This is a genomic window from Acetobacter fabarum (assembly GCF_040702925.2).
Taxonomy (GTDB): domain Bacteria; phylum Pseudomonadota; class Alphaproteobacteria; order Acetobacterales; family Acetobacteraceae; genus Acetobacter; species Acetobacter fabarum_B.
Window position 1 is genome coordinate 1 of the sequence record NZ_JBFCXX020000041.1, and the last position, 6,629, is coordinate 6,629.

The following is a 6,629-nucleotide window of genomic DNA, read 5'->3' on the forward strand; positions in this document are numbered from 1 at the left end:
TCCGGTGAGTTGGCCGGGAGACAGGTGCAGCGCACCTGGCTCGCGGCCTTACGAACTAGAGCGGAGATCAAGCCCCCAAACGCAGATCGCACAAGCACCCAGCCTGTGCGGCATCAGTGCGAAAATTGGCCAATTCAGGATACACCAGAGGATACGGAACAGGACACGTTAGAGGATACGATAGAGGATACGGCGGCCGGTAGGCCGCCCGGCTACTCTTAGCCCGCGAAGCGGGCTTCCGGTTCGGCGCGCGCGGAAATGGGGGCATATCGCCCCCGGAGTCAGATGTCTTTGCGTTCGCCCTCCCATGCCCTCAACGGCGAGTTGCCCTCCCTTCCGCAAAAGGGGCAGGTGGCCGGGTCGGGTGCGGGGTCGATGCCTTCATAGGTCCAGCCATTGCCACATGACAGGCAATCATAATCGGCCCCGGCAAGTCTGCTCTGGTGCGAGAGGGCTTTGACGGCCGAGGCGATATTGTCGAACATCTGATAGCCGACATCCTGCGGTGTCCCGACGTGTGAGCGGACAAGGGCGGCGGCTTCGTCGAAGCTCAAGGGGCGCTCGGTGGGAATGGTCTGCGCAATTTCGAATGCTTCGCTCATGGGTGACGTTCCATCCTGAAGGGCAGGGGGGCACGCCTCGGGTGAGGCGTGCCGGATGACGGGATCAGGCGGCGTCCTGCATGAATGCTCCGCCTCCTTTCAGCCGGGCCATTTCCTCGTTGAGACGCCACAGGGCGCGGTTGATCTTCACGTCCGCATCAATGGCTTTGACTTCGCGGGTGGACACGCGACGGCGGCGGCCGTTGGCATCGCGCCCCCATGCCCGGAGACCGCCCCGGATGACGTTTTCCTGCACCACGTTTCCGACGGTCCACAGATCGGAACCGAGATCATCACGGCGGCGCGGGGCCAGAAGCTGGCGCGGCTCGATCGGGGTTTCGGCTTCCTCCCCGAAGCGGATTTCATGGGCCGCCCCGGCAAGGATCATCTGTTCGTCATGGTTCAGGGTGACACCGGACCAAGCGTCTGCGGCTTCAACCGCGCGGCAGCTCTCGGACAGCACCTTGAAGCTGCCCTCGATGACCTGCGCCATCACGTCGCCCTTGTGGTGGACGGACACGGAAGCAAGCTCCCGATCTGACACCATCAGCCCGTTAAGGCAGACCAGACGCATCAGCCCGGCCATGACCTTATAGGCGCTCGTGCCGTCATGGCTGTTGACGAGCACGACTTCCGGATAGATGCCGCCGACCTTGCGGACGGTTCCGGCTTCGCCCTTGTGACGGAAGCGGATCAGGTGCTTGGTAAAATCCGCCTTGCCCGGCACGCGCGAACCGCCCTGCTTGGCATAGACCGGCTCGAAGCCTTCTTTCCGCATTCCCGCGAGCACTTCATAAGTGGGGATGTAGGCGTATCGGTCGCTGCGGCTCTCGTGCTTGTCTTCCGCGAAGATGGACTTCGCCAGATGGCGCAGGGCTTCGTCGGACAGCGGATCGCGGCCGAGATTGCGGGAAAAGCGAGAAGAAACGAAGTGATTCATGGGTTTACCCTCCCGTGGCCCCGGTGATGGGGGAGACCGTCTCCCTCCTTTTCGTCCGGTGCCCTTATTATATACGCGATATAATAAGGGTCTGGCAAGAGAAAAATGCAAAAATTCTCCGGAAAAATTCCCGTTCAGCACGAAAAAACCGCTTGCCAAAAACCGGATCAAAGCCCCAGCCTTTCGTTCGACCTGCCAGCGGCAGGGCGAAAGGCAGCGCAGCGACGCCTTTCGTCCCGACACCTTCAGATCCGCCGGCAACGCAGCGCAGGTCTAGGGGTCATCTCAGGGGACCCGTCTGCACGGAGCGACCAAAGGGAGCGCAGGAAGATGGGGTGGATGATCCCCTAGACCGGAGCGAGGCTGCTGGCACCAGCGCAGCCCCCCTTGGGGGGGCGAGCACCGGGGGGACATACCGGGCTTCCGATCGTTACCCGGATGGGCGGAGACAGACGGCGACCGCAGCGCAGCGCAGGGCGGCGGCTGGCTCCGGTGAGTTGGCCGGGAGACAGGTGCAGCGCACCTGGCTCGCGGCCTTACGAACTAGAGCGGAGATCAAGCCCCCGAAAGATAGCTCTCACACATTCCAATGACCGGGAAGGTTTCAAGATAACTACCAATTATTTCAGCAAGTTTATCTTTTGAGATGGTCAATTTCTGACCGAACGACGGCCTCTTCTACGAATAAAGTGGTGATGAAATGTACAACATCATGGGTAACAAAATCCTTTTTGTTGGTAGTGTAAGCCTTTCAGTTGTAGGCGTTCTAGTGCTGTTTATTGGAGCCCTCTACAGGGAAAAGAGGGTTATATTTAACGGGGCTGCGCTTGTGCTGGGAGCGGTACTTTTCCTTGCGGGTGGCATTATATTGTCGCCGAAGAAAGCGGCTTCAGAACCGTTGTCGCAATTCGTCCAGGCACATCAGCCAGATCGCCGAACAGTGTCAGGTTGATAGCAAGGACGTGGAGAAACGCCCGATGAAGACTTCCGGACTAGACGTGTTTGATAGCGTCAAGGCGGCACAAGATCCTTGGACGCAGGAGGAACTTCTGAACATGGCATGGGCAGATGGCGACGCAGCGGCGTTTGCTCATGCTCTTTCGGTCATAGCGCGCGCGCAGGGAGCGGACGATATTGCGAAGGAAGCCCTGTCTGGAAAAGGCGATCTCGACCTGACCGGCCTGTTCCGCGTCATGTCGGCGTTCGGCATAAAGGTGGCGTTTCACACGACGGGCTGAGGCGGCCCGCGCTGATGGGATGGCGGCCCGATAGGCCGCCACAGAGTAATCAGCCCCGCTAAGGGGCTTCAGTTTACCGCTGTTCAGGTCCGTTTGGAGATACGCAATGCCTGTGCATCACGCATTGAGCGGAACGCCAGAACGATCTGTTTACTGAAAGCGGGGCTGAACTGGCCGCGCGCGGCCCGATCTTCCAGCGTGTAGGACGTTTCGAGGATGTCGTAATTCACTTCGTCCACCATCACCCACAGGGGCATGTCCGTATTCAGCTTCGCCCTGCGGGCTTCGGTTTCCGGAATCAGCACGGCCTGACGATCAGCGGCAGGCTCTTTGCTCGTGATTGGCAGGATGAAGAGGTGATGCTTGCCGTCCCGGTCAATGGCGACGACGACACAGCTCGGCCGCTTTTTTCGGCCTTCCGTCTCACCTCGTAAATCCTGCCATTTCCAGAGATAGTGATAGTCGATGACCTGGCCGACACGCGGGAAGTCATCGGCCATTCAGATAGTCCTCAATCCCCTGATCGCACAGGGCAGCGACATCTTCGGGCATATCGTTGACGGCATAAGCCTTCTGACTGCCTGTATCCCTGCTGGTCAGCGTCTCGTATCGCTCCATCGACATGACAACAAACCGGGGCTTGCGATGCTTGGTGATGGCAACGGGGGCGACGGCTGCGGCCTCGAAGAGATCGCCGGTATTACGGGTCAGGTCGCCTGCTGCAAACTGCTTCACTGGCTGTATCCTCTCACGGGGCAATATCAAGAATATACAGAAATTTCCAATATTCCGCAAATTAAATCGCTGAGGATAGCAGAGGCGCGGCGGCCTACAGGGCCGCCAAATGATACACAGCCCCCGTTAGGGGGCTTCCGTTTATCGTGGCTATCCCGAGGGGAGAAGAGACTATGCCACAGAGGGCACAACCATCCGCCCTTCTGTGCTCACCTCGCTGATTTTTTCGCGACCAGCAGCGCGGCCACAGGTCCGCCCCATGCGCCCAGCAGGCCGAGAACGGCGATTGCGGTCAAGAACCAGAGTGGTAAAGCCACGGGCGAGGCATCGGCTCCCATCATCATCGGCAGACCCAGCACGCCGAACATGAATTGAAAGAAGACAACGGGCAGAGCGATGATTTTCACAGATCGAAAGCTGTGCGTGAACATCACAGACAGACCCGCCACCATGACAGAAAAAATGAGACCGGCCGTCAGGATGCCTATCCCATGAAGGGCCAGGAACCATTGCGGCAAGAGTTCCAGCCCACGGTCCCGCATCAGACAGAACATAATCACGACACCAGCCACAAAACCGAAAGTCACGATCAGTTTCAGCGTGTCGATGGCATCAGCAATATGCCCAGCAAGACGGTCAACGCCATTTGGCGCAGTATTCTGCTCTGTTGTCATGTCCTGATTCCGCTAGAACCTGTTTTGCCGTTGCTACCATAAACCCGGTCTTATCCGTAAGAAATTGCCGGTCGCTTATAGGAGCGGGAATTGATTTCGACTTACTCGCGCCGAGGTAACGCGCTGTCCGCCTGATTTTCGGGTTTCTCACTTTCTGGTATCTCGGAAAGAAGAGACAAAAGAGTATCGGGAACAGGTTCTTTCACCACAGCACCGAACCGAGCACGCAACGCGCGCTTCAGCCAAGACGCCAGAAAATTTTCATCTGAATACTTGTGCATATCCGATCCTTCCCACTGCATTTTAATCGGATCGCCCACGACAGGAAGATTCTGGCGTCGTGGGGCACTCCACAATATTGCGAGCCCGGCATCATCCGCCGGAGCGGGTGGCCGGGGCGCAATGCCCCGGCCGGTTGTTGTCATGCGGCCGCTGCGCCGGGTGTGCGGAGAAAGGCCGGAAGCCATCCACTTTCCGCTGCGGCCTTGGCCGCGTCGGTGGCGAGGGCATCCCGTTTTGCCTTCTGCCAGTCGCCGGGGTTTGCTCCTGCCTCGGTGATGTAGTCGGCAATGGTGGATTTCGTCAGCGAACGGAAGAAGTTGTCCGCATCGGGCTTCCACCATTCGCGCATGTCGAAGCCGATCGAGGCTGCGATGTCACGCGATGAACCGCGCTGCCTGTCCTCGGACCAGTCCTCCTTTCCGGCATTCACGAAGGGCAGGGCGCAGGCGGCAAGGATTTCGACCAGTTCGCTTTCGGTACGGCCCAGCAGCCACGGCCACAGCCGATCATCCTGCGGGATGCGCAGAGGGTTGAGGCGTTCCAGCCGATATTCGGCAACCGCGCACATAGCCGGGTTGGTTGCCTTGTCGTGCGGCGTTTCGGGCGTCTCGAAGCGGGGAGACATTGCGCCGTGGTGCTGCATCAGAAGCGCATGGACCAGAACCCGCAGGACCATCACGCTGTCCCGCGCAAGCGTAGCCTGTAGGGCGGCTGTCCGCTCGCGATAGAGCGTTTCCATCAGACCGTTGGGAATGGTGGGCACGGCACTGTCACTCTCGGCTGTGCTGGCGCTGGCGGCGTCCTTCTTCTTCGCGCCGGGTTTGAGCACGCCCACATAGGTCGTGCCGATCTCCGCCCCCTCGGTCATGATGAAGACCCCGGCCTGTTCCTTCTGCTCGGCGCTCCACAGGTGAGCCGCATTCTGCAATGCCTCAAGCTCGGCGGTCAGGGCGTCGTATTCTTCGTTTTCCTCGTCGGTCAGGCCCTGGGACTGCTCGTTTTCCTCGATCTCGGTCAGCCGGTCGGCAATCGCCTCGATGCGTGCGGCATCCTCGGCGGTTGGCTCGGCCTGTTTTGGCGACAAGCGAGGGGTGGAATAGAACCAGCTTGGCCGGTCCGTGATGCGTTCAACCCATGACCAGCCTTCGGCCCTGAACCCGGATTCGACTTCGCCCAGCTTCTTTTCGGCCAGTTCGTGCAGAAGCGGGGTATCGGTCAGGAAACCGTTCTCTCCGAACAGGTCCTGCACCACGGTCCCGCCCGCAGCGCGGTAGGTATCCAGTCCGACGAAGGAGACGATGCGGCTGCTTTCGGGAACGGCCCCCTGCATGAGCCGGTTCTTGATGGAGTGCGGGGCAACCTGAAAGTGCGTATCCAGCACCCATTGCAGCACACTGTCCTGCGCCTCGTGATCGTCCGCCACGGTGAAGGCCGAAACCTGTTCGAGCGTGAGCTGATCCTGTCGGAAGGCGCTCATGACAGCAGGAGAGACGGACGCCAGCTTCAGGCGCTTCGCGACGATTGAAGCGGAGACGCCAAAACGCTGCGCGATCTGCTCGACGGAGCGTCCCAATTCGACCTGTCGGGCGAACGCCTCAAACTGGTCGGCCGGGTGCATCGCATGACGCTGCACGTTCTCGGCAAGGCTGATTTCCTCGGCTTCCTCGGGTGTCACGATCCGGCAGAGAACGGACTTGTCCTCGGTCCAGTCGCCGCGTTCGACCAGCAGGGACATGGCGAGAAAGCGTCGGCCGCCCGCGACAACGCCGAAGCGGTCACCATCCGGCACGACGACAAGGCTCTGGATCAGGCCAACAGCTTTCAGGTTGTCGGCCAGTTCTTCGATAGCGATGGCGGGCACCGTGCGCCGGACATTCAGGGGCGAACGGAACAGCTTGCTGAAGGGGATGCGTGTCCCGTCTGTATCGTTGGCGGGCGTCGTGATTGGCGTCGGCGTCTTGCTCGTAGTCTTTCTGGCGGGCTTCGTGGTGGCTTTCTTGGGCTCACTGCGGAGTGTTGCAGACATAGGGTTTACCCTCCCTGCACCGGGCGGAGAGGAAGGACCATCCCCCCACGTTTTCCCGCCCGGTGTTCTTATTATATACACGATATAATAAGGGAGAGGCAAGAGAAAAATGCAGTTTTTCACACAGATAAT

General features: G+C 59.7%; 8 protein-coding genes. 1 reads left to right on the forward strand and 7 read right to left on the reverse strand.

The window, feature by feature from the left end; translation table 11 throughout:
- Positions 1 to 281: 281 nt before the first annotated feature.
- Together AB2L51_RS14795 and AB2L51_RS14800 are read right to left on the reverse strand one after the other, a co-directional pair.
- Positions 282 to 602 carry a hypothetical protein gene (locus AB2L51_RS14795; RefSeq protein ID WP_010667381.1) on the reverse strand — a complete coding sequence of 107 codons (321 nt, stop codon included), beginning with the start codon at positions 600 to 602 and terminating at the stop codon, positions 282 to 284.
- Between the two features lie 64 nt (positions 603 to 666).
- A complete protein-coding gene (locus AB2L51_RS14800; protein WP_007284719.1) occupies positions 667 to 1,542 on the reverse strand; it encodes a DUF932 domain-containing protein in 876 nt (291 codons plus the stop codon).
- A 977-nt stretch (positions 1,543 to 2,519) separates the two neighbouring features.
- Here AB2L51_RS14800 and AB2L51_RS14805 point away from each other — a divergent pair.
- A complete protein-coding gene (locus AB2L51_RS14805) occupies positions 2,520 to 2,780 on the forward strand; it encodes a helix-turn-helix domain-containing transcriptional regulator (RefSeq protein ID WP_062810084.1) in 261 nt (86 codons plus the stop codon).
- Positions 2,781 to 2,863: 83 nt separating this feature from the next.
- Here the strand turns inward: AB2L51_RS14805 and AB2L51_RS14810 are convergent, their stop codons facing one another.
- The 5 genes from AB2L51_RS14810 to AB2L51_RS14830 all read right to left on the reverse strand — a co-directional run bounded on the left by AB2L51_RS14810 (position 2,864) and on the right by AB2L51_RS14830 (position 6,497).
- Positions 2,864 to 3,280: a hypothetical protein gene (locus tag AB2L51_RS14810; protein ID WP_099349490.1), complete on the reverse strand. Its 417-nt coding sequence runs from the start codon at positions 3,278 to 3,280 to the stop codon at positions 2,864 to 2,866.
- Positions 3,270 to 3,515 carry a type II toxin-antitoxin system Phd/YefM family antitoxin gene (locus AB2L51_RS14815; protein WP_062810086.1) on the reverse strand — a complete coding sequence of 82 codons (246 nt, stop codon included), beginning with the start codon at positions 3,513 to 3,515 and terminating at the stop codon, positions 3,270 to 3,272. Before AB2L51_RS14815 ends, AB2L51_RS14810 begins: the two co-directional genes overlap by 11 nt.
- A 209-nt stretch (positions 3,516 to 3,724) precedes the next feature.
- A complete protein-coding gene (locus tag AB2L51_RS14820) occupies positions 3,725 to 4,189 on the reverse strand; it encodes a hypothetical protein (RefSeq protein WP_062810087.1) in 465 nt (154 codons plus the stop codon).
- Between the two features lie 101 nt (positions 4,190 to 4,290).
- Entirely contained in the window at positions 4,291 to 4,614 is a 324-nt protein-coding gene (locus AB2L51_RS14825; RefSeq protein ID WP_400922585.1) for a NepR family anti-sigma factor, read from the reverse strand.
- Positions 4,611 to 6,497: a ParB/RepB/Spo0J family partition protein gene (locus AB2L51_RS14830; RefSeq protein ID WP_395582903.1), complete on the reverse strand. Its 1,887-nt coding sequence runs from the start codon at positions 6,495 to 6,497 to the stop codon at positions 4,611 to 4,613. The genes AB2L51_RS14825 and AB2L51_RS14830 overlap by 4 nt, the downstream gene beginning before the upstream one ends.
- Between the last annotated feature and the right edge of the window lie 132 nt (positions 6,498 to 6,629).

Excerpts from the sequence above, each read along its gene's own strand:
- AB2L51_RS14795 (WP_010667381.1), bottom strand. The coding sequence starts at position 602 with ATGAGCGAAGCATTCGAAATTGCGCAGACCATTCCCACCGAGCGCCCC.
- AB2L51_RS14800 (WP_007284719.1), bottom strand. The coding sequence starts at position 1,542 with ATGAATCACTTCGTTTCTTCTCGCTTTTCCCGCAATCTCGGCCGCGAT.
- AB2L51_RS14805 (WP_062810084.1), top strand. The coding sequence starts at position 2,520 with ATGAAGACTTCCGGACTAGACGTGTTTGATAGCGTCAAGGCGGCACAA.
- AB2L51_RS14810 (WP_099349490.1), bottom strand. The coding sequence starts at position 3,280 with ATGGCCGATGACTTCCCGCGTGTCGGCCAGGTCATCGACTATCACTAT.
- AB2L51_RS14820 (WP_062810087.1), bottom strand. The coding sequence starts at position 4,189 with ATGACAACAGAGCAGAATACTGCGCCAAATGGCGTTGACCGTCTTGCT.
- AB2L51_RS14825 (WP_400922585.1), bottom strand. The coding sequence starts at position 4,614 with ATGACAACAACCGGCCGGGGCATTGCGCCCCGGCCACCCGCTCCGGCG.
- AB2L51_RS14830 (WP_395582903.1), bottom strand. The coding sequence starts at position 6,497 with ATGTCTGCAACACTCCGCAGTGAGCCCAAGAAAGCCACCACGAAGCCC.